Source organism: Bradyrhizobium sp. CCBAU 51753, assembly GCF_015291565.1.
GTDB classification, from domain to species: domain Bacteria; phylum Pseudomonadota; class Alphaproteobacteria; order Rhizobiales; family Xanthobacteraceae; genus Bradyrhizobium; species Bradyrhizobium ivorense.
Window position 1 is genome coordinate 8,970,705 of record NZ_CP030037.1, and the last position, 25,493, is coordinate 8,996,197.

Annotated in this window: 23 protein-coding genes; 12 read left to right on the plus strand and 11 right to left on the minus strand. The window is 66.3% G+C overall.

Annotation, left to right across the window (positions count from 1 at the left end; all coding sequences use genetic code 11):
• Positions 1–126: 126 nt before the first annotated feature.
• The 3 genes from XH93_RS41155 to prfA all read left to right on the plus strand — a co-directional run bounded on the left by XH93_RS41155 (position 127) and on the right by prfA (position 5,241).
• The gene (locus XH93_RS41155) at positions 127–1,383 is read left to right on the plus strand and encodes an aspartate kinase (RefSeq protein WP_194471821.1); all 1,257 of its coding nucleotides are present in this window, start codon (positions 127–129) and stop codon (positions 1,381–1,383) included.
• A 458-nt stretch (positions 1,384–1,841) separates the two neighbouring features.
• Positions 1,842–4,109 (plus strand): phosphoenolpyruvate--protein phosphotransferase, encoded by a 2,268-nt coding sequence (gene ptsP, locus XH93_RS41160; RefSeq protein WP_194471822.1) that lies wholly within the window; start codon positions 1,842–1,844, stop codon positions 4,107–4,109.
• 46 nt (positions 4,110–4,155) lie between these two features.
• A complete protein-coding gene (gene prfA / locus XH93_RS41165; protein ID WP_194475537.1) occupies positions 4,156–5,241 on the plus strand; it encodes a peptide chain release factor 1 in 1,086 nt (361 codons plus the stop codon).
• Positions 5,242–5,244: 3 nt separating this feature from the next.
• Here the strand turns inward: prfA and XH93_RS41170 are convergent, their stop codons facing one another.
• On the minus strand, positions 5,245–5,715 hold the full coding sequence (locus XH93_RS41170; RefSeq protein WP_194471823.1) for a MarR family winged helix-turn-helix transcriptional regulator: 471 nt from the start codon (positions 5,713–5,715) through the stop codon (positions 5,245–5,247).
• A 258-nt stretch (positions 5,716–5,973) separates the two neighbouring features.
• Positions 5,974–6,399 (minus strand): HIT family protein, encoded by a 426-nt coding sequence (locus XH93_RS41175; protein ID WP_194471824.1) that lies wholly within the window; start codon positions 6,397–6,399, stop codon positions 5,974–5,976.
• Between the two features lie 103 nt (positions 6,400–6,502).
• Here XH93_RS41175 and prmC point away from each other — a divergent pair, with 103 nt between their 5' ends.
• Together prmC and XH93_RS41185 are read left to right on the plus strand one after the other, a co-directional pair.
• Positions 6,503–7,387 carry a peptide chain release factor N(5)-glutamine methyltransferase gene (prmC, locus tag XH93_RS41180; protein WP_194471825.1) on the plus strand — a complete coding sequence of 295 codons (885 nt, stop codon included), beginning with the start codon at positions 6,503–6,505 and terminating at the stop codon, positions 7,385–7,387.
• A gap of 457 nt (positions 7,388–7,844) precedes the next feature.
• Positions 7,845–8,591 (plus strand): DUF4167 domain-containing protein, encoded by a 747-nt coding sequence (locus XH93_RS41185; protein ID WP_139481711.1) that lies wholly within the window; start codon positions 7,845–7,847, stop codon positions 8,589–8,591.
• 97 nt (positions 8,592–8,688) lie between these two features.
• On the opposite strand, the gene XH93_RS41190 is transcribed toward XH93_RS41185, so the two are convergent.
• On the minus strand, positions 8,689–9,441 hold the full coding sequence (locus XH93_RS41190) for a class I SAM-dependent methyltransferase (protein ID WP_139481710.1): 753 nt from the start codon (positions 9,439–9,441) through the stop codon (positions 8,689–8,691).
• Positions 9,442–9,571: 130 nt separating this feature from the next.
• Here XH93_RS41190 and gloB point away from each other — a divergent pair, with 130 nt between their 5' ends.
• Both gloB and XH93_RS41200 read left to right on the plus strand, forming a co-directional pair.
• Positions 9,572–10,339: a hydroxyacylglutathione hydrolase gene (gene gloB, locus XH93_RS41195; protein WP_194471826.1), complete on the plus strand. Its 768-nt coding sequence runs from the start codon at positions 9,572–9,574 to the stop codon at positions 10,337–10,339.
• On the plus strand, positions 10,339–10,773 hold the full coding sequence (locus XH93_RS41200) for a cupin domain-containing protein (protein WP_194471827.1): 435 nt from the start codon (positions 10,339–10,341) through the stop codon (positions 10,771–10,773). Before gloB ends, XH93_RS41200 begins: the two co-directional genes overlap by 1 nt.
• 26 nt (positions 10,774–10,799) lie before the next feature.
• On the opposite strand, the gene XH93_RS41205 is transcribed toward XH93_RS41200, so the two are convergent.
• The 3 genes from XH93_RS41205 to XH93_RS41215 all read right to left on the minus strand — a co-directional run bounded on the left by XH93_RS41205 (position 10,800) and on the right by XH93_RS41215 (position 13,956).
• Positions 10,800–11,672, minus strand: coding sequence for a DMT family transporter (locus tag XH93_RS41205; RefSeq protein ID WP_194471828.1), 873 nt, complete (start codon positions 11,670–11,672; stop codon positions 10,800–10,802).
• Positions 11,673–11,756: 84 nt separating this feature from the next.
• Complete coding sequence (gene phbB / locus XH93_RS41210; RefSeq protein WP_194471829.1) at positions 11,757–12,482, minus strand: acetoacetyl-CoA reductase; 726 nt, start codon at positions 12,480–12,482, stop codon at positions 11,757–11,759.
• Between the two features lie 295 nt (positions 12,483–12,777).
• The gene (locus XH93_RS41215; RefSeq protein ID WP_194471830.1) at positions 12,778–13,956 is read right to left on the minus strand and encodes an acetyl-CoA C-acetyltransferase; all 1,179 of its coding nucleotides are present in this window, start codon (positions 13,954–13,956) and stop codon (positions 12,778–12,780) included.
• A gap of 315 nt (positions 13,957–14,271) precedes the next feature.
• Here XH93_RS41215 and phaR point away from each other — a divergent pair, with 315 nt between their 5' ends.
• On the plus strand, positions 14,272–14,862 hold the full coding sequence (gene phaR, locus XH93_RS41220; RefSeq protein ID WP_139481704.1) for a polyhydroxyalkanoate synthesis repressor PhaR: 591 nt from the start codon (positions 14,272–14,274) through the stop codon (positions 14,860–14,862).
• Between the two features lie 85 nt (positions 14,863–14,947).
• Here the strand turns inward: phaR and XH93_RS41225 are convergent, their stop codons facing one another.
• On the minus strand, positions 14,948–17,299 hold the full coding sequence (locus tag XH93_RS41225; protein WP_194471831.1) for an acetamidase/formamidase family protein: 2,352 nt from the start codon (positions 17,297–17,299) through the stop codon (positions 14,948–14,950).
• 343 nt (positions 17,300–17,642) lie between these two features.
• Here XH93_RS41225 and XH93_RS41230 point away from each other — a divergent pair, with 343 nt between their 5' ends.
• A complete protein-coding gene (locus tag XH93_RS41230; RefSeq protein ID WP_194471832.1) occupies positions 17,643–19,097 on the plus strand; it encodes an acetamidase/formamidase family protein in 1,455 nt (484 codons plus the stop codon).
• A 267-nt stretch (positions 19,098–19,364) separates the two neighbouring features.
• Here the strand turns inward: XH93_RS41230 and XH93_RS41235 are convergent, their stop codons facing one another.
• Positions 19,365–21,056, minus strand: a complete 1,692-nt coding sequence (locus XH93_RS41235; RefSeq protein WP_246799446.1) for a bifunctional diguanylate cyclase/phosphodiesterase — start codon at positions 21,054–21,056, stop codon at positions 19,365–19,367.
• A gap of 221 nt (positions 21,057–21,277) precedes the next feature.
• Here XH93_RS41235 and XH93_RS41240 point away from each other — a divergent pair, with 221 nt between their 5' ends.
• A complete protein-coding gene (locus tag XH93_RS41240) occupies positions 21,278–21,562 on the plus strand; it encodes a hypothetical protein (RefSeq protein WP_194471834.1) in 285 nt (94 codons plus the stop codon).
• An 8-nt stretch (positions 21,563–21,570) separates the two neighbouring features.
• Here XH93_RS41240 and XH93_RS41245 read toward each other — a convergent pair whose 3' ends face one another.
• The 3 genes from XH93_RS41245 to mtgA all read right to left on the minus strand — a co-directional run bounded on the left by XH93_RS41245 (position 21,571) and on the right by mtgA (position 23,357).
• Positions 21,571–22,194: a hypothetical protein gene (locus XH93_RS41245; protein WP_194471835.1), complete on the minus strand. Its 624-nt coding sequence runs from the start codon at positions 22,192–22,194 to the stop codon at positions 21,571–21,573.
• 146 nt (positions 22,195–22,340) lie between these two features.
• Positions 22,341–22,526 carry a 50S ribosomal protein L32 gene (rpmF, locus tag XH93_RS41250; RefSeq protein WP_044536294.1) on the minus strand — a complete coding sequence of 62 codons (186 nt, stop codon included), beginning with the start codon at positions 22,524–22,526 and terminating at the stop codon, positions 22,341–22,343.
• A gap of 159 nt (positions 22,527–22,685) precedes the next feature.
• On the minus strand, positions 22,686–23,357 hold the full coding sequence (gene mtgA / locus XH93_RS41255) for a monofunctional biosynthetic peptidoglycan transglycosylase (protein WP_139487430.1): 672 nt from the start codon (positions 23,355–23,357) through the stop codon (positions 22,686–22,688).
• Positions 23,358–23,541: 184 nt separating this feature from the next.
• On the opposite strand from mtgA, the gene XH93_RS41260 reads away from it, so the two are divergent.
• The gene (locus tag XH93_RS41260; protein ID WP_194471836.1) at positions 23,542–24,462 is read left to right on the plus strand and encodes a polyprenyl synthetase family protein; all 921 of its coding nucleotides are present in this window, start codon (positions 23,542–23,544) and stop codon (positions 24,460–24,462) included.
• Positions 24,463–24,480: 18 nt separating this feature from the next.
• The gene (locus XH93_RS41265; protein WP_194471837.1) at positions 24,481–25,164 is read left to right on the plus strand and encodes a DUF1345 domain-containing protein; all 684 of its coding nucleotides are present in this window, start codon (positions 24,481–24,483) and stop codon (positions 25,162–25,164) included.
• Positions 25,165–25,493: the final 329 nt, after the last annotated feature.

Below are 25,493 nucleotides of genomic sequence, written 5' to 3' on the forward strand. Positions count from 1 at the left end.
AAAGTCCCGCAGGAACCACCTTGCCCCCGGGCGCGCCGCTATGTATACGCGCCTTTCGGTGCCCGCGCTTGCGGTTTTCGGCGTGGGTTAACCTACTTATCCTCTTAAAGGAATAGACGCGTCGTCATGGGCCGCCTCGTGATGAAATTCGGCGGTACGTCCGTCGCCAATATCGATCGCATCCGCAACGTCGCCCAGCACGTGAAGCGCGAGGTCGAGGCGGGCCATGAGGTCGCCGTCGTGGTCTCCGCGATGTCCGGCAAGACCAACGAGCTGGTCGGCTGGTGCACCGAGGCGTCGCCGCTGCACGATGCACGGGAATATGACGCGGTGGTCGCCTCCGGCGAACAGGTCACCTCCGGCCTGCTCGCGATCGTGCTGCAGGGCCTCGGCATCCAGGCGCGCTCCTGGCAGGGCTGGCAGATCCCGATCAAGACCTCGGATGCGCATGCCTCGGCGCGCATCCTCGAGATCGACGGCAGCGAGATCATGACCCGCTTCAAGGAGCGCAAGGAGGTTGCCGTGATCGCCGGCTTCCAGGGCATCAACCCGCAGACCGGCCGCATCACGACGCTCGGCCGCGGCGGCTCCGACACCTCGGCGGTGGCGATCGCGGCCGCGCTGCGCGCCGACCGCTGCGACATCTACACCGACGTCGACGGCGTCTACACCACCGATCCCCGCGTGGTGCCGAAGGCGCGCCGGCTCGACAAGATCGCCTTCGAGGACATGCTGGAGCTGGCCTCGCAGGGCGCCAAGGTGCTGCAGGTCCGCTCGGTGGAACTCGGCATGGTGCACAACATGCCGATCTTCGTGCGCTCCAGCTTCGACAAGCCTGAGGATATCGACCCGCACGCCAACCAGCCGCCGGGCACGCTGATCTGCAGCGAGGAGGAAATCATGGAAATGCACGTCGTCACCGGCATCGCCTTCTCCAAGGACGAGGCCCAGATTTCCGTGCGCCAGATCGAAGACAAGCCGGGCGTTGCCGCCTCGATCTTCGGGCCGCTCGCGGATGCCAACATCAATGTCGACATGATCGTGCAGAACGTGTCGGAGGACGGCAAGACCACCGACCTCACCTTCACCGTTCCGGCCGCCGACTATAACCGCGCCAAGGACACCATTACCGCCGCCAAGGCCAAGATCGGCTATGCTCGGCTGGACACCGCGACCGACGTCGCCAAGGTCTCGGTGATCGGCAGCGGCATGCGCAGCCATGCCGGCGTCGCCTCGAAGGCGTTCCGCGCGCTGGCCGAGCGCAACATCAACATCCGCGCCATCACCACGTCCGAGATCAAGTTCTCGGTCTTGATCGACGCAGCCTACACCGAGCTCGCGGTGCGCACGCTGCACACGCTGTACGGGCTGGATCAGGCGTAGGGCGCTGTAAACCCTCTCCCCTTGTGGGAGAGGGTGGTTTCGCGAAGCAAAGCCGGGGTGAGGGGTTCTCTCCACTCGGGCAGTCTCGCAAGCGGGGGAGAACCCCTCATCCGTCGCGGACCGCGTCCGCGCCACCTTCTCCCACAAGGGGAGAAGGGAAGAGAAGCGGTTCGTCCCCGTCGCCCGGAGTTAGAATTTCTCTTAGCGGGCGCAGCATTGGGCTGACGCAGACGTTATTTGCTACTGGCAGGCGTTTTGCTTGGCAAAGCAAGCCTCGATTGGCTATACGGCCAGTCAGGTGGGCTGCCGCAAACTGTGCCACAGTTTTGGCGATCCCGATTCGGCGGGGACCGGTGTTCGCGGCGACGCCGAATCACTAAAATTGCTGGATTTGACGAGTTTTGCGCCAGCGGCCGGCACCCCCGGCGCGCTGGTTTGGCGGGAGGGACTGAAAGCACATGCGGAGCGCCTCGGGAGGCCCGCGCATCCTGTTGAGACGGCTCCGCGAAACCATGGCGGAGCAAGTCTCCGCGCAGGAGCGCCTCGACAAGATCGTGGTGCTGATCGCGGCCAACATGGTGGCCGAGGTGTGCTCGACCTATGTGCTGCGCGTCGACAACACGCTGGAGCTCTACGCCACCGAAGGCCTCAACCGCGACGCCGTGCACCACACCGTGCTGAGCGCGCATGAGGGCCTGGTCGGCCTTGTCGCCAGCGAGGCGACGCCGCTGAACCTGTCCGACGCGCAGAGCCATCCGGCCTTCTCCTACCGCCCGGAGACCGGCGAAGAGGCCTACCACTCGTTCCTCGGCGTGCCGATCCTGCGCGCCGGCAACACGCTCGGCGTGCTGGTGGTGCAGAACCGCGCCAAGCGCACCTATGTCGAGGAAGAGGTCGAGGCGCTGCAGACCACCGCCATGGTGCTGGCGGAGATGATCGCCTCCGGCGAGCTCGCCGCGCTGGCGCAGCCCGGCGCCGAGCCGGCGGCACGGCACTCGCTGCACAAGACCGGCGCGGTGCTGTCCGACGGTATCGCGCTCGGCCATGTCGTGCTGCACGAGCCGCGCGTCGTCATCACCAATTACATCGCCGAGGACCTGCCGAAGGAGGTCAAGCGGCTCGACACGGCGCTGGCCAGCCTGCGCGCCGACCTCGACCGCCTCCTGGAGCGCGGCGACGTCGCCGAAGGCGGCGAGCACCGCGAGGTGCTGGAAGCCTACCGCATGTTCGCCAACGACCAGGGCTGGTCGCACAAGCTGCATGAGGCGGTCGCCACCGGCCTGACCGCGGAGGCCGCCGTCGAACGCGTGCAGTCCGACACCCGCGCCCGCATGCTGCGCTCGACCGATCCTTATCTGCGCGACCGCCTGCACGATCTCGAGGATCTCGGCCACCGCCTGATGCGGCAGCTGGTCGGCCAGGATCACGCGCCCTCGCGCGAGCAGCTGCCCGACAACGCCATTTTGATCGCCCGCGCGATGGGCCCGGCGGCGCTGCTCGACTACGACCGCAAGCGGCTGCGCGGCCTGGTGCTGGAGGAAGGCACCGCGAATTCGCACGTCTCGATCGTGGCGCGCGCGCTCGGCATTCCCGCGGTCGGCGAGGTGCCGAACGCCCCCGGCATCGCCGATCCCGGCGATGCCATCATCGTCGACGGCATTTCCGGCGAGATCTATGTCCGGCCCTCCACCGAGATCGAATCCGCCTATGCCGAACGGGTCCGGTTCCGCGCGCGGCGGCAGGCGCAATATTCGGCGCTGCGCGACAAGCCCTGCGTCACCAAGGACGGCCAGCCGATCGAGCTTCTGATCAATGCCGGCCTGACCATCGACCTGCCGCATATCGACGACACCGGCAGCGCCGGCATCGGCCTGTTCCGCACCGAGCTGCAGTTCATGGTGAGCCCGAGCCTGCCGCGCTCGACCGATCAGCTCGCGCTGTATCGCACCGTGCTGGATGCCGCGGGCACAAAGCCCGTCACCTTCCGTACGCTCGACATCGGCGGCGACAAGGCGCTGCCCTATATGGAGACCGTGGTCGAGGAGAACCCGGCGCTCGGCTGGCGCGCGATCCGGCTCGGCCTCGACCGCCCCGGCCTGCTGCGCGGCCAGATCCGCGCGCTGCTGCGCGCCGGCGGCGGCCGCGCGCTGAAGATCATGTTCCCGATGATCTCGGATGTCGCCGAATTCGACCAGGCCAAGGCGATCGTCGAGCGCGAATTGACCTATCTGCGCCAGCACGGCCATTCGCTGCCCGAGCGCATCGATGTCGGCACCATGGTCGAGGTCCCGGCCCTGCTCTACCAGCTCGACGAGCTGTTGAAGCGGGTCGACTTCGTCTCGGTCGGCTCCAACGATCTGTTCCAGTTCCTGTTCGCGGTCGATCGCGGCAACGCCAAGGTGTCCGAGCGGTTCGACATCCTGTCGGCGCCGATCCTGCGCGCGCTGCGCGACATCGTGCGCAAGGCCAAGACCGCGAAGAAGGCGGCCTCGCTGTGCGGCGAGATGGCCTCGAAGCCGATCGGCGCACTGGCGCTGATCGCGCTCGGCTACCGTTCTCTTTCATTGTCTGCAACCGCGCACGGCCCGGTGAAGGCGATGATTCTCGACCTCGACGCCAAGAAGGCCGAGGCCATGATCAATCCGCTGCTCGACAAGCCGTCCGGCAGCGTGTCGATCCGCGCGGCGCTGACCAAGTTTGCGGAAACCGAGGGGCTGGCCTTGTAGCGACGCTGCCGTCGCCGTTCGCCGTCCCGCTTTCGCAATTCGAGACATCGCCATGCTACCCGAAGCCAAACTCGACATCCTGCTCGCCCATCACGCCTCGCTCGAGGCCGAGCTGCTCGGCCAGGTCAATTCCGACCGCTATGTTGCGATCACCCGCGAGCTCGCCGAGCTCAATCCGCTGATCGATGCGGTGAAGGACTATCGTTCGGCGCGAACTGAGCTTGCCGGCGCCGAGGCGCTGCTGGCCGACGCGGCTGAAGATCCCGAGATGCGCAGCATGGCGGAGGCCGAGCTCGAGACGCTGCAGGCGCGCATCGGCGAGCTCGAGCAGAAGATCCGCGTCGCGCTGCTGCCGAAGGACGCGATGGACGACCGCAACGTCGTGCTGGAAATCCGCGCCGGCACCGGCGGCGACGAGGCCTCGCTGTTCGCCGGCGATCTGTTCCGGATGTATGAGCGGTTTGCCGGCCTGCAGGGCTGGAAGGTCGAGGTGATCTCGGCCAGCGAAGGCACCGTCGGCGGCTACAAGGAGATCATCGCCGAGGTGCAGGGCCGCGGCGCCTTTGCAAAACTGAAATTCGAATCCGGCGTGCACCGCGTGCAGCGCGTGCCCGACACCGAAACGCAGGGGCGCATCCACACCTCGGCCGCGACGGTTGCGGTGCTGCCGGAGGTCGAGGATGTCGACGTCGACATCAAGGACACTGACCTGCGGATCGAGACCATGCGCGCCGGCGGCGCCGGCGGCCAGCACGTCAACAAGACCGAATCGGCGATCCGCATCACCCACATCCCGACCGGCATCGTGGTGATGATGCAGGACAGCCGCTCGCAGCACAAGAACCGCGCCTCGGCGATGAACATCCTGCGCTCGCGCATCTACGACGCCGAGCGCCAGCGCGTCGAGGCCGCGCGCTCCGCCGACCGCAAGGAGAAGGTCGGCTCCGGCGATCGCTCCGAGCGCATCCGCACCTACAACTTTCCGCAAGGGCGCGTCACCGACCACCGCATCAATCTGACGCTCTATAAATTGCCGCAGGTGATCGCCGGCGAAGCGCTCGGCGAACTGATCGATGCGCTGACGACCGAGCACCAGGCCGCGCAGCTCGCGGCGCAGGGCGCCGCGGCGTAAGGCTCAGGATTCGCCGGGCTGCGACGATGACTTCAACAGCCGGCGCAGCGCCGGGCTCGCGGCGCGCCGCAGTTCCTCGACGTTCTTCCGCGACAGCGACTGCAGCTTCTGCTCGCCCTTCTGTGTCAGCTTGAGCAGAACGCGGCGGCCGTCCTCGGGATCGGCGAGCCGGCTGATCAGCCCGAGCTTCACCATGCGATCCACCAGCTCGACGGCGGAGTGATGCCGGACCAGCAGAAACCGCGCGATGTCGCCGATCGTGGCGGGGCCCGGGCGGACGAAGCCCTTGATGCCGAGCAGCGCCTGGTGCTGCTGCGGGGTCAATCCGGCCTGCTTGGCCGCCTGCTCGCTGAACGCCAGAAACGTCCGCAGCTGGTAGCGAAAGCGGGCCAGCGCCTCGTAATCGACCGCGCCCGCCGCGCCGCCGCGCGTCGTGGTTCCGGCCGTCGTCCGGCGCTGCTTGGGTTGCGGCATTCGCTCGTCCCTGGAGGTGGTCCGCGCGATGGCGGAGACCGGACGACGCTACCAAGCTACCATGACGCAAACCATCTCCGGATACCGCGGCCGGCGATGTTTTCAACGGCCTGAGTGTCGCAGCTCCGGCCGGCAGCGATCATACGCGGAGCAATGGATTGCTTCGTCGCTACGCGCCTCGCAATGACGAAGCCGATATTGCGCATGGCCTCTCGGGATACGGATTACGGCATTCCCGCGTCGGACCAGGCCGCCCGCTCAATTTCCCAACGCCGCAATCATCCGCTTCGCGTGTTCCGCGAGCACGTCCATGTCCTGCTTGTGGGTCTGTGCCGGCAGCAGCGCGACGCCGGCCTTGACCGGCATCACATGCATATGAAGGTGAAGCACCACCTGCCCGCTGGCGGGCTCGCTGAACTGCTGGATGATGATGCCGTCGGCATCAAACGCTTGCATCGCGGCGATGGCGATGCGCTTGGCCGACCGCGCGACCTCGGCAAGGTCGTCCTCGGCGATATCGAGGATGCCGCGCGCCGGCGCCTTCGGGATCACCAGCGTATGTCCCGGCGATCGCGGCATGATGTCGAGAAAGGCGAAGGTCCGGTCGGTCTCGTAGACCTTGAAGCTCGGGATCTCGCCGCGCAGGATCTTTGCGAAGACGTTCTGGTCGTCATAGGCCGTCATGTTGCTGTTTCCGGTCGGGGCGCTCATGCCCGAACCGTGCGCGCCGGCCGCGCGCGGCGCAAGCCATATCGACGCCGCACCGACCATCGGCTAACAACGCGCGATGAGCGCAGCAGCTGACCACCAGACCGTCGAGACCGTCAGGCGCGCGCTGGCCGCGCGCCTCAAGGCCGCCGGCAACGAGTCGGCCGAGCTGGATGCGCGGCTTTTGGCCGGCGCCGCGCTCGGGCTCGATCTGACCGGCATGATCTCCGCGGCCAATCGAACCCTTACCGCAACCGAAGCGGATCGCATCGAAGCGCTCGCGCAGCGCCGGCTTGCCGGCGAGCCGGTCGCGCGCATCCTCGGCAGCAAGGAGTTTTGGGGGCTGCAGCTAGAGCTTTCCGCCGCGACGCTGGTGCCGCGCCCCGACACCGAGACGGTGGTCGAGCGCGCGCTCGAGCTGCTGCGCGCCGATGGCGCGCCCAAACGTCCGCTGCGGGTCGCCGATCTCGGCACCGGCAGCGGCGCGATCCTGCTGGCGCTGCTGTCGGAACTGCCCCACGCGCTTGGCTTCGGCACCGACATCTCGGCGGAGGCGCTCGAGACCGCGCGCCAGAACGCAGCGGCGCTCGGGCTTGCGGATCGCGCGACGATGATTAACTGTGATTTTGGTAGCGGGCTCGTGGGCCCGTTCGACCTGATCGTGTCGAACCCGCCCTATATCCGGACAACCGAGATCCCCGATCTCGCCACCGAGGTGCGCGACCACGATCCGCGCGCTGCGCTCGACGGCGGCGCCGACGGGCTCGACGCCTACCGCGCGCTGATCTCGCATTCTGCGGGTCTTCTGGCGCCAGGCGGATTTCTGGTTGTCGAAATCGGCCGCGGTCAGGAGGCCGACGTTGAAGCCCTGATGACGGCTGCGGGCTTATCCCCAACCGGGCCGCCCAGGGCCGATCTGGGGGGCATCCCGAGGGCGGTTTCCGCCCGCCGGCTGCCCCGATAAAGTCCTATTGGAACGCAAAAAAACCTCTTGGAATTACCCCCGGGAACGACTACGTTCCGGCCACAACGTCGGTACTGGCCCCCGTAGCCGATACGGGGTGATGACCAGGGTTCAGCAGAGCCCGCCGATCCAAAGGTTCCAAGAACGCAGGTCACATTGAGCGCAATAGCTGGAGCTGTGCTGCTCTCGACCGCCAAGCGAACGAAAGCCTGTTATTGCGCTTGAAGACTTACGCGAGAGAACTGGGCCTGTCTCGACAGGCGGAATGATTTGGTCGCCGGCGCGATCCGCTGGCGGTTGGGGAACGCGTCTTTGCTGAACGCGACTTTGCTGAAACGAGATGGTCGGCAACATCGAAGCCACTTTCGACGGTAGTGCGATTCCGCGCGCTTGAATGCGCGCCGAATCGGAGAGGCAATGAACTGCAATAACTTCAGGGCTGGAATAAAGGCGACAAATGAGAAACGGTCAGAACAACAAGCGGATGCGCAACCGGAATAACAACAATAATAATAACAACAATAACCGGCGCGGCCAGAATCCTCTGACGCGGGTGTACGAATCGAACGGACCCGATATCAAGATCCGCGGCACGGCGTCCCACGTGGCCGAGAAATACGTGCAGCTGGCGCGCGATGCGCGCTCCTCCGGCGATCCGGTCGCGGCCGAGAACTACTACCAGCACGCCGAGCACTATTACCGGATCATCGCGGCCGCGCAGGAGCAATTCCGGCAGAACCAGCAGCAGCCACGGCCCGATGCCGAGGCGATGCCGTCGTCCGACGACAACGACGACGACAACGACGGCTATTCGAGCTTCGGCCAGGAGCCCGGCTTCGTGCCACAGCAGCAGCCCTATGTGCGCGAGAACGGCCAGCAGCCCTACCAGCGCGATCAGCAGCAGCCGCGCGAGCACCGCGAGCGTGAGCGCGAGCATCGTCAGCAGCCGCAATATCAGCCGCAGCCGCAGCCGGCGAACCAGCCGCAGCCCGTGCTGGCCGATAGCGGCGTGGATCGCCTGCCCTCCTTCATCACCGGCGGCCCGCAGCCGCAGGTCAACGGCAGCTATGAGGGCAATGGCGGCGGTGAACGCAGCGAGCGCGGCGAGCGCTTTCCGCGCCGGCGCCGCCGTCCGCACGGCCCGCGTCCCGACGCCGCCGCGCAGCCCGCGCCGAGCGAGGACTTCAATCCGGGTAACGAGTAAGGCTGCCGATCATTGATCGGTTAGCGCTGCAAATCCTGCAATTCGAAATGCCCGGGCCTAGCCCGGGCATTTGCGTATTGGAGGCATGCAAACAGCATCAGCGCTCGGTATGCGCCGCCTTGCGCGTTGCCGTCGACGACGGCACCAGCACCGGCTGCAGCGATGGAATCAGCCGGGCGCGCTCGCGGTTCGCGGGGATGGCGCGGTAGACCTGCTTGCTCGCCTCGACGATATGCACGCCGGCGAACGGCATCGACAGCGCGGCGCCGACGCGCTCCCACGCCACCGCCGAGCGCAGGAACCAGGAGCCCTGCACCGGCGGCATGAACAGCGCCTCGCCCCATGCGGTCGGCGTGAACCAGGTCTGCCGCAACAGCTGCGTGATTTGCGCGCGCGAATAGGGCCGGCCATGGCCGAACGGCGTGGTGTCGGTGCGCGTCCATACGCCGCGGCGGTTCGGGATCACCGCGATCAGCCGCCCCGAGGGCGCCAGCACGCGCCAGACCTCGCGCAGCAACCGCTCCGGATCGTCCGACATCTCCAGCGCATGCACCAGCAGCACGCGGTCGACCGCGGCGTCCGGCAACGGCATCGAGAACTCGTCGATCAGGGTGGCCAGCGCCGGGCGCCCGGTCGGCCATTTCAGCACGCCCTGGGCCGCCGGCATGAAGGCGATGCAGCGCTCGCAGCTCTCGCGGAACAGGCCGAGATAGGGCGTCGGGTAGCCGAGGCCGAGCACCCGCTGGCCCTCCGCATTGGGCCATCGCTCACGGATACCGCGGTTGATCAGCTGCCGCGCCACGATGCCGAGGCGCTGCGAGTAGAAATCCCGGAGATCAATGACGTCCATGGTTCAGCCTAACATGCCGCTCGCGGCCCGGGGGCGCGCAAAATTGCGTTGCCGCCGGAGCGTTAACGCCATATTTCACCCCTATATTTGGCGTGTTAGCGCCCTCGCACCAGCAATTCGTGGAGATAACATGGCCGCCGAGATTCGCACCTTCACCTGCCTCACCGACAATTTCGGCTACCTGATCCACGACCCCGCGACCAAAGCGACGGCGTCGATCGATGCGCCGGAGGCCGCCCCGATCATCAAGGCGCTGGAGCGCGAAGGCTGGACGCTGACCGACATCCTGATCACGCATCACCACGGCGACCATGTCGGCGGCGTCGCGGAGCTGAAGCAGAAATACGGCTGCCGCGTCGTCGCCCCGCACGACAAGTCGGCCAAGATCGCCAATGTCGATCTGCGCGCCGTCAATGCCGACGTCATCAAGGTCGGCAGCCTGCTCGCGCGCGTCGTCGAGACGCCCGGCCATACGCTGGACCATATCTCCTACGTGTTCGACAGCGAGAAGGCGGTGTTCGCCGCCGACACGCTGTTCTCGATCGGATGCGGCCGGGTGTTCGAGGGCAATTATCCGATGATGTGGGACTCGCTTTTGAAGCTGCGCTCGCTGCCGGATGATTTTCGGCTCTACTGCGGCCACGAATACACCGCCGCCAACGTCAAATTCGCCCTCACCATCGAGGCCGACAATCCCGACTTGCAGGCGCGCGCCGCGGAGGTGACAAAGCTCCGCGCCGAGAACAAGCCGACGATCCCGGTGCTGCTCGGCGACGAGAAGAAGGCCAACGTGTTCCTGCGCGCCGACGAGCCTGCGGTCGCGGCCAAGCTGCACATGAAGGGCGCCGATCCGGCCCAGGTGTTCGGCGAGCTGCGCGAGCGCAAGAACAAGTCCTGATGTCCGCACTGTCAGCTGCCGAGATCATCGCCCGGCTCGACCTGCAGCCACATCCCGAAGGCGGGCATTTTCGCGAGACGTTTCGCGACGCGAGCTGCGACGCCAGCGGACGCAGCCGCTCCACCGCGATCTATTTTTTGCTGGCGCGCAGCGAGCGTTCGCACTGGCACCGCATCGACGCGGTCGAGATGTGGCACTACTACGCCGGCGCGCCGCTGCGCTTGCAGATCGCGCAGGAGGGCGGAAGCCCGCAAACGGTGACGCTCGGGCCGGATGTCGCAGGCGGCGAACAGCCGCAGGCGATCGTGCCGGCACATGCCTGGCAGGCCGCGGAAAGTGCCGGCGACTGGACGCTGGTCGGCTGCACCGTGGCGCCGGCATTCGAGTTCGCAAAATTCGAGCTGGCGCCGAAGGGCTGGGAGCCGGCTTCGTAGGATGGGTAGAGCGTAGCGAACCCATCCTAGGCTCTCTTTCGCAGCACCATGTCCTTGGCCGCGATGAGCCCGCCGCCGGCGATCAGGATCGCGGCGATGGCGATGTTGGCGCTGGCTTGCGCGAAGCCGGCGAGGATCAGGAACGCAGTCGAGAGCAGCGGCGTGGCGTAAGAGGCGGCGCCGAGCACGCGGATGTCGCCGCGCTTCATGCCGATGTCCCAGGCGAAGAACGCGGCGCCGACCGGGCCGATACCGAGCCCGATCACGGCGAGCCATTGCAGCGGGCTCGCGGGCCAGACCGTGGTCTCGACCATGCCGTGCACGAGGGCGGCGAGCACGGCGGTGGCAAGGCAAAAGCCCGCCACCGCATCGGTCGGCACCGCCTTGAGCCGGCGCGACATCACGGAGTAGGACGCCCAGACAAAGGCCGCGACGAAGGCGGCCGCGAAGCCCGGGATCTGCTCCTTCGAGAAATTGCCCGTGTTGCCGGCGAACAGCAGCACCGTGCCAACAAGACCAAGCACGGCGCCGACGACGTGATGGACGGCGAGCCGCTCGCCCGGCAGCAGCGACGAGAACAGCACGATCAACAGCGGCCAGAGATAATTGAGCAGGCCGGCTTCCGCCGGCGGCGCGAAGCGCAGCGCCAGGAAATACAGCGCGTGATAGCCGAACAATCCGCCGACGCCGACCACCCAGGCCACCAGCGGCTGCTTCAAGGCGCCGAACGCGGCGGGGCGAAACAGGAAGGTGATGAACGCAACCACAGCGCCGATCGCAAACGTCATCGCGGCGAGCTGGAAGGCCGGAATCTTGCCGGTCGCAACCGTCATCACCGACAGCAGCGACCACATCAGGATGGCGGTCAATCCAACAAGGGTGGCAGTACGGGTCGTCATCACGGCCCCCTTGTACAGACGAAAATGCCCGGCACAAGGCCGGGCATCTCGTCTCGATCGATATCGCGTGCGGCGCGACGCCGCTCAGGCGTGATACTGGCCGCCGTTGATGGTCAGCGTCGAGCCGGTGATGAAGCCGGCATCATCGGCGGCGAGAAACACGACCGCGCGCGCGATCTCCTCGGGCTCGCCAAGGCGGTTGACCGGAATCTGCGGGATCACGTTCTTCTCCAGCACGTCCTTCGGCACCGCCTGCACCATCTCGGTGTTGATGTAGCCGGGCGCGATCACGTTGACGGTGATGCCGCCCTTGGCGTTCTCCAGCGCCAGAGCCTTGGTGAAGCCGATGTCGCCGGCCTTCGCCGCCGAATAGTTGACCTGGCCGAACTGCCCCTTCTGGCCGTTGATCGAGGAGATCGAGATGATGCGGCCGAACTTGCGGGCGCGCATGCCTTCGATCACCTGGCGCGTCATGTTGAACAGCGAGCCGAGGTTGGTGTTGATCACCTCGTTCCACTGCTGCAGCGTCATCTTGTGGAAGGCGGTGTCGCGGGTGATGCCGGCGTTGTTGACCAGAATGTCGACGGGGCCGAGCTCGGCCTCGACCTTCTTGACGCCCTCCGCGCAGGCGTCGAACGAGGCGACATCCCATTTGTAGACGGGGATGCCGGTGTCCGCCTTGAACTTCTCCGCAGCCGCATCATTGCCGGCGTAGCTCGCCGCGACCTTGTAGCCGGCCGCCTTCAATTCCTTGCTGATCGCCGCTCCGATGCCCCGCGTACCGCCCGTCACCAATGCAACACGTGCCATGTCCGTCTCCTCCTTGGCCGTCTTTTATGACCGGAATTGCCCCCGGCCGTCGCACTCACTCACTCAAAGCGCGATGATTTAGGTTGAAGCGTCATCGCGCTTTGGCTCCCTTTTTTGAGCATGATCTTTTTCGGAAAACCGCTCCACACTTTGCGCTAGCGCGGCCCTTCGGGTCCGGATCATGCTCGCTCGAAACAAAAATGCCCGGCGCGAGGCCGGGCATCTTATTTATCAGCTCGCGCCTTGGTTGACAGATGATCTTTTCATCAGCCTAACCCGCCTGGCTGCCTTTTGTTCAGTCGCGTGCAACGCACATGGCGATGCCCATGCCGCCGCCGATGCACAGCGTCGCGAGGCCCTTCTTGGCATCGCGCTTCTGCATTTCGTGCAGCAGCGTCACCAGCACGCGCGCGCCCGACGCACCAACCGGATGGCCGATCGCGATCGCGCCGCCATTGACGTTGACCTTGGCCGGATCCCAGCCGAGGTCCTTGTTGACCGCGCAGGCCTGCGCCGCGAACGCCTCGTTGGCCTCGATCAGATCGAGGTCGCCGATGTTCCAGCCGGCCTTCTTCAGCGCGGTGCGCGAGGCGGGGATCGGACCGGTGCCCATGATCTTGGGGTCGACGCCGGCCTGGCCCCACGAGACGATGCGGGCGATCGGCGTCTTGCCCTGCCGGGCGGCTTCCTTGGCGGTCATCAGCACCACGGCGGCGGCGCCGTCATTGATGCCCGAGGCGTTGCCGGCGGTGACCGTGCCGTCCTTCTCGAAGGCGGGCTTCAGCTTGCCCATGGCATCGAGCGTGGCGCCATGGCGCGGATACTCGTCGGCGTCGACCACGATGTCGCCCTTGCGGGTCTTGATGGTGACCGGGACGATCTCGTCCTTGAACCGGCCCGCCTTCTGCGCCGCCTCGGCCTTGTTCTGCGAGGCGACCGCGAACTCGTCCTGCTGCGAGCGCGTGATCTGGTACTGCTTGGCGACGTTCTCCGCGGTGTTGCCCATGTGGTAGCCGTTGAAGGCGTCCCACAGGCCGTCCTTGATCATGGTGTCGACCAGCTCGAGGCCGCCCATCTTGACGCCGCCGCGCAGGTACTGCGCGTGCGGGGCCATGCTCATCGATTCCTGGCCGCCGGCGACCACGATCGAGGAATCGCCGTTGAGCAGCGCCTGGTAGCCCAGCGCCACCGTGCGCAGGCCGGAGCCGCAGAGCTGGTTGACGCCCCAGGCCGGGCTTTCCACCGGGATGCCGGCCCCGATCGAGGCCTGGCGGGCCGGATTCTGGCCCTGCGCCGCGGTGAGGATCTGCCCCATGATGACTTCGGAGACCTGGCCGGGTTCGACGCCGGCGCGCTCCAGCGCCGCCTTGATGGCGATGGCGCCGAGGTCATGGGCCGGGGTGGTGGCGAACGCGCCGTTGAAGCTGCCGACCGGGGTGCGGGCGGCGCTGACGATGACGACATCGTCTGACATGGACATCTCCTTTGGTTATCGGGCTTAGGTTTTCTCGACGGCGGGCGGCCGGTTGGCGGGCCTGTCTCTTGATTCCATCCTGTTAACCTAGGCAGCGTGTGTCAATTGGCCAGTGGCCGATTTCGCGCCGCGCCGCACGCGAAATAGCGCCCTTGGCAGTTTCCTGAGCAATCCCTATGCTTTGAGATTAACCGTGCCGCACAAAACGGTAGCCGAACCGCTTTGAAAATGCTTACCTTTGCTGCGATGCGTTGCATTTAGCCCTGCGGCGATGCTGCTGGGTTCCAGGTCCTACGGTGTTGGAAGTGTGAGCCCATGGCAAAATCTGAACAACCGACGACGATCAAGAAGTACGCGAACCGGCGGCTCTATAATACCGGTACGAGCACCTATGTGACGCTCGAGGACCTCGCGGCAATGGTGAAGGAGGGCGAGGATTTCCTCGTCTATGACGCCAAGACCGGTGACGACATCACCCGCTCGGTGCTCGCGCAAATCATCTTCGAGCAGGAAAACAAGGCCGGGCAGAACCTGCTGCCGACCACCTTCCTGCGCCAGCTGATCCGCTTCTACGGCGACAGCATGCAGATGGTGGTGCCGAAATATCTCGAGCAGTCGCTGGAGACGCTGACCAAGGAGCAAGAGAAGTTCCGCAAGCAGATCGCCGGCGCCCTGAGCGGAACGCCGTTTGCGCCGCTGGAGGAGCAGGTCCGCCGCAACATGGAGCTGTTCCAGCAGACCTTCTCGATGTTCAAGCCGTTCGTGCCGCAGCGTGGCAACGCCGAGGCCGAGAAGGCGCCGGAGCCCGCGCCGGACGCCGACAACATCGACGATCTCCGCCGCCAGATGAAGGACATGCAGGATCGACTCGAGCGCATGTCGCAGCCGGCAAAGAAGGACGAGTAGGCCTCGTCGCGCTGCGTCCCCATCGTCCCGGCCTGCGCCGGGACGACACCATCTCGATTGGCCCAACGTTGAATTCCGGCCGCGGTCAGGCGCCGGCCGCCTGGCTGAACATGGTCTTGCGCACGATCGCGTGCACGCCCCAGTTGCCGTCGGCAACTTGGGTGACGCCGAAATCGACGCCGAGCGAGATCAGCGCCAGCGCCTCGTCCTCGCTGAGGCGGTAGCACTCCATCAGGAATTTGCGCGTCGCCCGGAACGCATTGCGCAGTGCGAGGTCGACCGAGGACCGCTGATAGATTTCCGACTGCGCGTTGCGGCCGAGCTCGCGCAGATAGTTGCCGTAGCTGAAGCCGTGCAAGATCCACTCCTCGGCCGTTTCGAGCAGCGGGTGCCCGAGTCCCTCCAGATGCGGCTTGGTCGCCTGCCCGCTCTTGTGCAGGATCAGGCGGAACTGGCCGGTGAGCGAGAGCTCCAGCGCAGTGCCGTTGATCTCACCGTCGCCCTGCGCGAAATGCGGATCGCCAATCGAAAACAGCGCACCGGGTACGGCGACCGGCAGATAGAGCGTGGTGCCTTTGGTGGCACGCCAATTATCGACATTGCCGCCGAAATAGCCGGGCGGAATCGAATCGACGAGCTCGGACTCGCGCGGCGCGACCGCCATGAAGCCGAAATGCAGCCGCGCCGGAACACGGACGCCGGCGAGCACACCCACCCGCTTCTCGATCGTTGCGTGATCGACCGGCACGCCGGGATAATCCATCGTGTCATGGCGCACGCCGAACGGATCGGTCTGCGGCGTCCAGCGGTAGGAGTAGAGCGCGTGCGCCGTCTCGGCGCGCGCATCGGTCTCGAAGATGGTGATGGTCTCGCGCTTGCCCGGCGGATCGATCAGGTCGTTGTACTGAAAGCCCCACCAGGCCGCGGCGTTGCTGCCGAACGATTTGCCGGCGAACGCCGGGTTGGCGCAGGGCCGCGGCCAGATGTCGGTGATTTGCACCTCGAGCACGTCGCCCGGCTCCGCGCCGCGAACATGGATCGGGCCGGTGCAGATATGCACGCCGAAACCCTCCCCCGCACCGCGGCCGAAGATCGAACCGTCCATCGGCCCGGCGCCGCGCCGCTCGACCGATTTTCGCTCGGCGGTCCAGTGAAACACGCTCTCGGCGCCCGGATCGCCCTTGATCATGCGCTCGTAGTCGTCGAAGGCGTGCTGGGTCAGCGTCTCGATCGTCACCAGCGCACCTGATTCCACGCACATGACCGGCGGAATGGTGCGGCTGAGATAGCCCCAATGGGTGGTGTCCCTCGACACCTTGAGATGATGGTGTGACGACGCCCGCACGTCCGGCGGCGCTGCAGGAGGCTCGGCGGGTGCGATGGGCTCCTGGCGCGCAATCTCTTGCGGCGCCGCGCCGGGCGCGAGCCGCAGCACCGTTGCGGTGCCGCGCATCAGCCGCGGCCGGCCTCGCGTCCGCGCCGTCTCCTGATCACGCGGCACGGCCTTGCGGAATTGGCGCGGCGAGGTGCCGTAGGTGGCGCTGAACATGCGGCTGAAATGCGCCTGGTCGGAAAACCCCCACCGATAGCTGATCGCCGCGATGCGCTGGTCGGCATAGTTGGGATCGATCAGATCGTTGCAGCAGCGCTCCAGGCGCCGCTCGCGCAGATAGGCAGAGAACGTCGTGTTCTGGCGTTCGAACAGCCGCTGCAGATAGCGCTGCGACAGGCCCTCCTGGCGGGCAATGTCCGCAATCGTCAGGCCGGGATTGCCGAGCTGCGCCTCGATCGCGGCATCGACGCGCCGCAGATGCCCGGCCTGAACCTGGGTCATGGTTTCGGCATCGAGCCGGGTCTCGCCGAGCAGTGCGCCGGCGACGAGCTCGGTGACCGCGACTTCGGCCGTCGCGAGATCGGCCTTGTCGAGGATGGCGAAATTGCCGCCAAGGGTTCGCATGACAGGACGCACGGCCGCGGCAGCAATGGTCGCCCCGAGCACGATCGGCAGACGCAGGCGATTGTGCCCGAGGCGGCCGAGCAGCCGCTCACGCGGCAATTCGAGCAGCAGGATTTCGAAATCTTCGCGCAAGGTCATGCGCCAGGCCGACTGCAGATCGCACACCGATACGTCGTTGTCGGCGAACTCGCAGCTGCGCTGGCCGGATGCGATGCTGCCGCGACCGTATCCATGGAAGATGATGGCGACCCTGGCCGACGCCGCATGACCGCTGCAGACGATCTGCTGCTCGCTGGAACGCAGCAGCACGAGCTGCGCGCCGCTGGTCGAGCGTTTTGACGTCAGCTCGCCGAACTGGAACGGTCCGCTTTCGGGCAATTGGCAGTCGAGCAGCAAGCCGCCGAGCGCCTCGCGCCAGACCTCCCGCTGGTTCTGCCGCGGGATCGCATCGATCGAAACCCGATAGGAGCTGGCGACCATCACTCCCTCCAGGCCGCCGCATTGCGGCCCCTCAATCACGTAGCCGTGAAAGCAGCGTGCACCGATTGTGATGAGGCGGCAAGCATGTTGCGGCGGCACGCTTTGCCCAGCCTGCGGGCAAGGCGGTGACGGGCGATTTGATCAGAAGCGTCCAAAATCTTGACTATGGCGGCCGTGCTGCGCTGCGGACCTCCGCCATGACAGGCGCTTTCGCGGCCGCCACACACGCTTTCCCGCGAGGGGTGAAGACTGCGCCGGCAAATTATTGGGCGCGCGTGGTCATGTCGGAGCGGCGCTTCGCCATGCATTCTTGGATCGCCTTTGAGCCAGGAGGAGAGCGACGATGTGCGCAGGCGACGACAAGAACTGCCCGGATTTCGAATTGCATCATCGACAGTTCAAGGAGACGCTGGATCGGGAGCGCCGCTCCTTCCTGCGGTCGAGCTTCGCGGCGGCCGGCGGCGCCGCGGCGATGACCGCCGGCGGCATCTCGCTGGTGACGCCAAAAATGGCGGCGGCTGCGGAGAAGCATCAACCCGCCCAGCGCTCCTATCACCATCTGCCGGCGAATGCCGACAACGTGCATTGGGGCTATTTCAGCAAGACGCTGAAGCCCAGGGTCGAGATCAATTCCGGCGACTTCATTACGATCGAGGCGCTGACGCATCATGCCAATGACGATGCCGAGCGCATGGTCACGGGCGATCCCGGCGTCGAGAGCGTGTATCTCTGGACCAAGGAGAAGAAGGGCGTGACCCGACGGGGCGCCGGCCCGATGGATGCCTCGCTGTTCGGACGCGGCCCCGGCGAAGGTCTCGGCGTGCACATCTGCACCGGCCCGGTCTATGTGCGCGGCGCCGAGGAAGGCGACGTGATCGAGCTGCGCATTATCGACGTCGCGCCGCGGCCCTGCGCCAACCCGAAATATCCGGGCAAGGCGTTCGGCAGCAACGCCGCCGCATGGTGGGGCTTCCACTACAAGGACCTGATCACCGAACCGAAGCCGCGCGAGGTCGTCACCATCTATGAGGTCGACGCCACCGGCGAGCGCAACTGGGCGCGCGCCGTCTACAACTTCACCTGGACGCCGCAGACCGATCCGTCCGGCGTGGTGCACAAGACCATCGACTATCCCGGCGTCCCGGTCGACCATTCGACGGTCAAGGAAAACCACGGCATCCTGAAGAATGTGCGGATCCCGGTGCGGCCGCATTTCGGCGTGATCGGGCTCGCGCCCAAGGAGGCCGACTTCGTCGATTCCATCCCGCCGAGCTATACCGGCGGCAACATCGACAATTGGCGCATCGGCAAGGGCGCAACGATGTACTACCCGGTCGCGGTCGAGGGCGGCCTGCTGTCGGTCGGCGATTCCCATGCGTCGCAAGGGGATTCCGAATTGTGCGGTACCGCGATCGAATGCTCGCTCAATGGCACCTTCCAGGTGATCCTGCACAAGAAGGCGGACCTCGCCGGCACCGCGCTCGAAGCGCTCGACTACCCGATGCTGGAGACCAAGGACGAATGGCTGGTGCACGGCTTCAGCTTCGCCAATTATCTGAGCGAGCTCGGACCCAAGGCGCAGTCGGAAATCTACAACAAATCGTCGGTCGACCTCGCTCTGCGCGATGCGTTCCGCAAGATGCGCAAATTCCTGATGACGACGAAGAAGCTGACCGAGGACGAGGCGATCTCGCTGATCTCGCTCGGCGTCGACTTCGGCGTGACCCAGGTGGTGGACGGCAATTGGGGCGTCCATGCCGTGATCCGCAAGGACATTTTTGCCGGCGGCGAAAGCTGAGGAACGCGTCTGGAGCGCGATGAGATCAGTCCGTCATCGCGCTTCAGCTCGTCCGCTAAAACGGAATGAAGCTGGGTTGAATCGGTTTGACCATGGGTTCGGTTCACCTCTCCCCGACGGGGAGAGGTCGATTTGCGCCAGCAAATCGGGTGAGGGGCCGCAGCTCCAATGAGGGACCGTAACCCCTCACCCGGCGCTATGCGCCGACCTCTCCCAAGGGAGAGGTGAACTTCCGCTGCCGCTCCACCTCACCCAGTCTCATCGCCTTCAGCCCGCGGCCGGCACCGTCTTCTCGGCCTGCTCGCTCCATGGCCGGTCCGGCGAGGCGAGGCCGATCAGGCGGCCCTGGATGAAGTCGCAGCCCCATTCGCGCAGCATCACGGCGGCCTCTTCGTCCTGCACCCATTCGGCGACCGTCTTGATCTCGAGGCGACGGGCGAGATCGATCAGCGTCTGCACGAAGGCGCGGTCGTCGGCCGAGCGCACGATGTTCTGCACGAAGGCGCCGTCGATCTTCACGATGTCGACGCCGAGCTTGCGCAGATTGCGGAACGAGGTGTAGCCGGCACCGAAATCGTCGATCGCGATCCGGCTGCCGAAATTCTTCAACCGGGTGACGAAGCCGCGGACGTCGTCGATGTCCTGGATCGCAACCGTCTCGGTGATCTCGACGATCAGCCGCTCGCCGACGCCGGGATGCGCCCGCATCAGCGATTCGATCGTGGTCCACCAGTCCGGATCCATCGTGGTGTCCGGCGAGATGTTGAGGCTGAGCTGCACCTGCGGCGCGGCCGCGAGCTCGGCGATGGCCAGCTCCAGCACGCGGTGATCGACCAGCCGGATCAAACCGAGCCGCTCGGCGACCGGCACGATGTCGGGCGCCAGCAGCGCGCGGCCGTCGTCCTGCTCCATGCGGACCAGGCACTCGTAGAACGCAGGCTGCCGCGAGCGCGCTTCCACCACGGGCTCGAAACCGATCACGATGCGCCGCTCGTTCAGCGCGGTGACGATCTCGTCGGTGACGCGGATGTTGACGCGGCGCTGGGCGTCGCGCTCGACATTGGGCTTCCACAGCGCGAACGATCCGGCACGGCGGTGCTTGGCGGCATCCAGCGTCTCCTGGGCGCGGTTGATCGCTTCCTCGGCGGAGCGCGCATGGCGCGGAATGGTGACGGCGCCGATCGAAACGCTCACCGACACCGGGCCGGACTTGGTCGGCACCACCTCATCGCGCACCGCGGCGAGGAAGCGCTCGGCCGCCACGTTGGTGTCGTCGACGGTGCAGTTGCGCAGGATCAGGCCGAACTTGTTGCCGGAGAAGCGGCCCAGCATGTCGCCGCTGCGCAGCCGCGCGCGGATCCGCTTGGCGATTTCGGCGATGACGCCGTCGGCGACGTCGAAGCCGAACGCGTCATTGACCCGCGCCAGATGATCGAGGCCGATCAGCATGAAGGCGCAGGAGGTGCGGAAGCGCGCGCACTCCTCGATCGCCTCGGCGAGCGAGGCGATCAGATGGGTGCGGTTGAGCTCGTTGGTCAGCGGATCGTGCCGCGACAGTTTCAGCAGCTGCTCGTCGCGGGCGTGGCGCTCGTTGTTGACGCGGACGATGCCTTCGGCGCGCGCCGGGCGGCCGTCGGGGCCGGCGAACCAGCAGCCGGTTTCCTCGATCCAGATCACCGGCGCCGAGGTGACGGCGCGCACGCCATACTCGATCCGGTAACCGACGCCCTCGCCGCTGCGCACCGGCGCACCCTGGCCGAGCGCCTCGCGGCGAATGCCGCGCTGCGGTTCGATCAGCGCCGCGAGCTCGGCGCCGGAGGCCAGCGCCGCCTCGGGAATGTCGGGGAAGACCGCCGCCACATTGTCGCTCCAGGCAATCGCATCCGTCGCAAGGTCCCAGGCGAAGGTGGCCTGGCCAAGCGAGGCGAGGATGCTGGCAGCTGGCGGGACAGGGGGCATCAAGCTTGCCTCGATTCGGGACATCACCTCAGGTGATTCTACATCCTGAACATAGTGGTTCGAGCGAATCCGACGCTAGGTGAAGTTGATAAATAATCTGGAAACCACGTTTGGCGGTGCCGGGGAACGGATCGGGCAGCTCGGGCATGACCCTTGCCAGAGGAGGTTGCAGAGGGACGCAACGTCCCAAAACGCGACGGTTCAGCCAGGTTTTGCTTGCGATGCTTGAGATTGATCAGTGGGAGATGCTGGACGATGACGTCGCGGGCGATCCTGTAACGACCGGCACCGCGCTGGTGCCGCTGACCGCCACCACGCAATGGGCGCCGAAGATTCCGCTGCCCCATGCCAGCCCGTCCTTCGTCGCGCATCTGATTGCGACCGCCGCACACGAGCCGCAGACCCGCGGGGCGCGGCGTGGGTCAATGGCCGACGCGCAGAGCGCCTACGGCCCGCACCTTAGCGAACGCCGCAGCGTCGCGCGGCGCACCCGGCAGATCATCTAGAACAGGATTTAGCGCTGCGGCGGGTCCGACGGCGGCTGACCGCCCGGCTGCAGCTCCGGCGAAGCGACCGCGGGCTTGGGCGCGGCGTGATCGAGCAGCACGGATTCCGCGACCGACGTTGCCGGCGGCACCGGCGCAGCTGCCGGCGGCGGTGCAGCGGGCGCAGGCGCTGCCACGGGGGCCGGCGCAGGCCCGGAATGCGGCGGCTCGGCCGGCGACGGCTGGGCCTTGCCGGCGCGCGCACTCGGTGCCGCCGGCACCAGCGCGCGACGACGGGTATGCAGCGCGATCCCGGAGATGAAGTCGACCAGCGCGAACAGCGTCAGCAGGCAGTAGGTCGAGTTGCCGAATTTCGGCCAGAGCAGGAATTCGGCCGCCGCCGCGCCGAACACGATCAGCGACAGCAGATGATCGGTGAGATATTTCGCACCCGGCCGCGCGCCCTTGATGACCTCGAGCATCAGGAAGAACAGGCCGAGCGCCAGCAGCCCGTCGCTCAACGTCACCGGCCAGGTCGCGCCCGACATCAAGGTCAGCGTGATCAGCGGATCCGTGAAGGAGACGCCGGGCATCAGGAAGACGATGATGTTGTAGACCGCGAGCGGAACCAGCAGCAGCGGAAAACCGACCATCGGGCTTGCGCCTTATTTCAGGGAGAACCGGCAAGGCGGCGAATGCTGTCTTGCTTCACCGCTGGACGCGCCCGCCTTGACCGCACTTCGTTGGCCGAATTCAGGCGCGACGCCGCGGATTCGCGGCGCGCAGACTGAAGGTCCGATCAGGACTCTTTCTTGGCCTTCAGGACCTGGCGGCCCTTGTACATGCCGGTCTTGAGGTCGAGGTGATGCGGACGGCGCAGTTCGCCGGAGTCCTTGTCCTCGACATAGGTCGGGGTCTTGAGCGCATCGGCCGAACGGCGCATGCCACGGCGCGACGGCGAGGTTTTTCTTCTGGGAACGGCCATGACGGTGTCCTCTAGGGGTGTTGCGGAGGCATCGTCCGAAATGCGGACGGGCTCAGCGCTTTGAGCGCGCAAGCTGCGATGCCGGTAAGGCCGCGCTTATAGAGGAAGGACCAGCGTAAAGCTAGGGCTGGATACAGCAAAAAGCGCCCGAAATCGCCACTAAAGGCCGCGATTTTCGCGCCAGCAGCGCTCGACGGCGTTGGCCCGGGCCATATAGGTCCCGGACAGGCGGCGGACCCCCGGGCCGGGGTTCCGGGCGCTCCTTTTGACCGGATTCGGCAGGGTTGCGGCCAAAAGCGCTGCCTCGCGCGGCGACAGCGCGGCGGCGGACCGGCCGAAGGCATATTGGGCGGCGGCTTCGGCGCCGAACTGGCCGGATGGGCCCATTTCAGCGATGTTGAGGTAGATTTCCAGGATCCGCTGCTTGGGCAGCACGAAATCGATCCACAGCGCCAGCGGCAGCTCCAGGCCCTTACGGATCACGCTGCGGCCCGGCCACAGGAACAGGTTCTTGGCGACCTGCTGGGTGATGGTCGAGCCGCCGCGCGCCACCTCGCCATCCTCGGCGTCGTTCATGACCTCGCGCAGCGCGCCCCAATCGATGCCGCGATGGCTGCAGAATTTGGCGTCCTCCGCCCCGACCACGGAACGCGGCAGCGAAGCCGATATCGCGCCGAAATCGATCCAGTGCCGGATCATCGGGGCGCCGGTCAGGCTCCGCCATGCCATCAGCGCCGAGACCGGGTGGCCGGTGCGGTAGAACGGCGTCACCAGATAGGGCAGCACCAGCAGGGCCAGCAAAATCAGCAATAAAATTCGGATGATGCGCAAAACGAGGCTTCCGGCGAGGACATCCGGCCCGCCCGCCAGAACACGGCCGGCACCACCTGACGTCTGTGTGATAATTCACGGTTTTTCCAGCACTTTTAAGGCGCGATCGGTCGCAGGGTGGAATTGACGAAGCCGGTGTCATCAACGATTGTCCGGCCCGAAAATCGATCTGGAGCAATTCTTGATGACGACCGGTACTGCAGAGTTTTCCAAGCGGCTGGACCAGACCGCGGAGGATACCGAAGCCCTGCTCGCCAGACTGCTGTCGGATGCGACCGAGAGCGACGAAATCGTGCGGCCGAAGCGGCTGATCGAGGCCATGCGCTATTCCAGCCTCGGCGGCGGCAAGCGGCTGCGGCCGTTCCTGGTGGTGGAGAGCGCGGCGGTGTTCGGCGTGCCGCGCGAGGCCGCGCTGCTGGCCGGTGCGGCGCTGGAATGCATCCACTGCTATTCGCTGATCCATGACGATCTGCCGGCGATGGACAATTCCGACCTGCGCCGGGGACGTCCGACCCTGCACAAGGCCTATGACGATGCCACCGCGATCCTCGCCGGCGACGCGCTGCTGACGATCGCCTTCGACATCATCACCCGCGATGCGATCCACAAGGACGCCAATGTCCGCCTGCTGTTGACCCGCGCGCTGGCGCGCGCCTCCGGCATCGGCGGCATGGCCGGCGGTCAGATCCTCGACCTCGCCGGCGAAGGCCGCTTCGGCGACCGCGAGCCGGTCGACGTCGCCCGCCTGCAGCAGATGAAGACCGGCGCGCTGCTGCGCTTCGGCTGCATCGCGGGCGCGATCCTCGGCCAGTCCTCGCAAAAGGAGTACCAGGCGCTCGACGATTACGGCAAAGCGCTCGGCGAGGCCTTCCAGATCGCCGACGACCTGCTCGACGTCGAGGGTGACGCCGCCGCGCTCGGCAAGCCGGCCGGCGCCGACGCCGCGCTCGGCAAGACCACCTTCGTCACCCAGCTCGGCATCGACGGCGCCAAGCAGCGCGTGCGCGACCTCTTGGCGCGCGCCGACGCCGCGCTGTCGGTGTTCGGTGCCAGAGGCGACGTGCTGCGCGCAGCCGCCCGCTTCGTCGCCGAGCGCAAGAACTAGCGCGGACATTGGCGGCCGATGGACAAGGATTTCAGCGACCGCCTCGTTCGTTTCCGCAAGCTGCCGATGCCGGTCCGCGTCGTCGTGGGCCGGCCGCGCATGTTCGTCTCGATCGCCTTCGGCATCCTGGTGGCCGTGCTGATGCCGGGCCAGCATCGCATGGTCACGCCTCTGCTCGCCGGCTGGGACGTATTCGCGGCGCTCTACCTCGTGCTCGCCTATGTGATGATGCTGCGCTGTGATAGCGGCCACATCAAGCGCCGCGCGATCGTGCAGGACGACGGCCGCTTCCTGATCCTGTTGCTCACGGCGCTCGGCGCATTCGCAAGCCTCGCGGCGATCGTGTCCGAGCTCGGCGCCGCGAAGGGCGATCCGGCTGCGCTCAGCATTGCGGTCGTCACCATCGCGCTGTCATGGGCGGTGGTCCACACCGCATTCGCGCTGCACTACGCCCATGACTTCTATCGCGGCCAGACGCCCGGCGGCCTGCAATTTCCCGGTAGCGATGGGCAGCATGCCGACGCCGACTATTGGGACTTCGTGTATTTCTCGTTCGTGATCGGGATGACCGCGCAGGTCTCCGACGTCGGCATCACCGACAGGATCATCCGCCGCACCGCGACCGTGCACGGCATCATCTCGTTCGTGTTCAACACCGCGCTGCTAGCGCTGATGGTGAACATCGCGGCGAGCGCGATTTAGGTCCCGCAAGCCACTCCAGCAAGGATGTGCATTGCTCGGCGGCTGCCGATCCGTGATCTGCAACCCGAACAGGCTGCCGATCAACTCGCGACGCGCGCGGTGCGGCCGCCCTATCTAGACCCTGTCAAACCCGTCATCCTGAGGTGCGAGCCCTTGCGAGCCTCGAAGGATGAATCGGCCACCAGCCGGGCCGTGCATCCTTCGAGGCTCGCCGAAGAAGCTCGCACCTCAGGATGACGGGACTGGCATAGTGCGCGCTATTCCCCATCTCCGGCAGCGACGCGCTAGTTGCAGACCTCGACATTGCCGACGCCAAGGCCGGGGCCGCC